Annotated in this window: 2 protein-coding genes and 1 pseudogene; all 3 read right to left on the minus strand. The window is 52.3% G+C overall.

Features of this window, described 5'->3' with window-relative positions; translation table 11 throughout:
- Nucleotides 1-95: 95 nt before the first annotated feature.
- Nucleotides 96-203 (minus strand): annotated as a pseudogene (locus SOP85_RS31555) (methyl-accepting chemotaxis protein); the annotation flags it as partial.
- 705 nt (nt 204-908) lie between these two features.
- Nucleotides 909-1,328 carry a type II toxin-antitoxin system YafO family toxin gene (locus SOP85_RS30920; protein WP_323629394.1) on the minus strand — a complete coding sequence of 140 codons (420 nt, stop codon included), beginning with the start codon at nt 1,326-1,328 and terminating at the stop codon, nt 909-911.
- Nucleotides 1,329-1,334: 6 nt separating this feature from the next.
- Complete coding sequence (locus SOP85_RS30925) at nt 1,335-1,478, minus strand: hypothetical protein (RefSeq protein ID WP_272605283.1); 144 nt, start codon at nt 1,476-1,478, stop codon at nt 1,335-1,337.
- Between the last annotated feature and the right edge of the window lie 322 nt (nt 1,479-1,800).

A 1,800-nucleotide genomic window follows, 5' to 3' on the forward strand; every position in this document is an offset into this window, starting at 1 on the left:
CCAGCGAAGAGGCCCTGTCAGGCAACTTGGCTTTCACTCATGCGACAAAAAACCGGAAGCTTTCACTGTCCGGGTTCTGTATCAGCCAGCATCAATCAGCGGTTAAACCGCTCCACCAACGAATACTGCGTATTCGCCGACTTGGTCAGCTCTTCACTCAGCAGCGCCGAATTCTGCGCCTGTTCCGAAGTCTGGTCCGCCAGTGCCGCTTGGCTGGTGGCGACGAATCATGATGTGAAGTCGTTGAAGGTTTCGGGGTTTACGCATGCCCAGGATCTGGCGGTTGCGGCGAATCAGGTGGCCGAATTTCTTCGGTGAGATTCTCGCCGGTAGTCATGGCCTCTTCGCTGGCAAGCCAGCTCCTACAATGATTTGAGGCGTAACGCGAATTCATCAACACCGCAAACCTCTGTAGGAGCTGGCTTGCCGGCGAAGAGGCCCTGTCAGGCAACTTGGCTTTCACTGATGCAACAAAAAACCCGGATGCATGATTTGAGGCGTAACGCGAATTCATGAACACCGCAAACCCCTGTAGGAGCTGGCTTGCCAGCGAAGAGGCCCTGTCAGGCAACTTGGCTTTCACTGATGCAACAAAAAACCCGGATGCATGATTTGAGGCGTAACGCGAATTCATGAACACCGCAAACCACTGTAGGAGCTGGCTTGCCAGCGAAGAGGCCCTGTCAGGCAACTTAGCTTTCACTGATACAACAAAAAACCCGGATGCATGATTTGAGGCGAAACGCGAATTCATGAACACCGCAAACCCCTGTAGGAGCTGGCTTGCCAGCGAAGAGGCCCTGTCAGGCAACTTGGCTTTCACTGATACAACAAAAAACCCGGAAGCTTTCACTGTCCGGGTTGGCTGCGTATCTGTGGTGATTTTTCGCAGTAGCGACCTTTTCAGATCACAGTTCGTCCAGATCGGGAAAGATTATTTTCCCGATCACCCAAGGCTCAACAATCTCGTAATACACCGAGCGTAGAAATGATCCCCATTCACGTCGGTTGTGGGCGTCCGGGCCGGTGACTGTAAGCAAAAGATACTCGTCCCGAAAGGCGTCATAGGCATAGATCAGCCAAAAGTCATTGTCAGGATCGTTGACCAAGGCTGTGCGGTAGTACTGGCGGTTGATTTTCGCCCATCGCTCTTGAATCGCTTGGGTACTCGCCAAGTGGATGTGATGCATATCGCACAGATCGAGTCGTTCGTCCCGTCCGAAAATTGCAGGAAATTCATTACACACTTTGTAGTTGTAAAAGTGTGCAGCGAAGTTCTGCCAGTTGCCTATTTGTTCAAAAAGCGCGGAGATTTTGACGGCTGGCATCCAGGCCTACTTTGTAATAGGTAGCCTGCCAGTGATCACAAATTTATCGAACACTTTCTGCCCATCACGCGCGGCTTGCCGAACATCAAGGAATGTCAGTTCATCACGAACAGCCTTTTTGTTGGGTTTGTCCTTTTTGGTGGTGGCCATCGGAGCCTCCGAAGGGTGTGTATTCATACTGACCAGCTTATGTGAATAAGTTTTTTCCGGCAACGATAGATCCCGGCCCCGAGGGGGACAAGTCGGCGGCTTCTGGCGTAGTTGTAGGAAAGAGCTCAAAGGTGTGCAGCCTGATATCGTCGCCAACAATCATGGCCTCTTCGCTGGTAAGCCAGCTCACGTTTTGTGTGCAGCGCAGCCCCCTGTAATTGGATGGACTCGCCCCAGCCGAGGCGTCAATGCGCCACGGTGGCAGTCTAAACAGCCAACGGCAGCGAGGGCGAGTCCATGAAAAAGCATAGTTCGATTGATC

Origin of the sequence: Pseudomonas sp. YuFO20 (assembly GCF_035064975.1) — a bacterium.
Taxonomy (GTDB): Bacteria; Pseudomonadota; Gammaproteobacteria; order Pseudomonadales; family Pseudomonadaceae; genus Aquipseudomonas; species Aquipseudomonas putida_AE.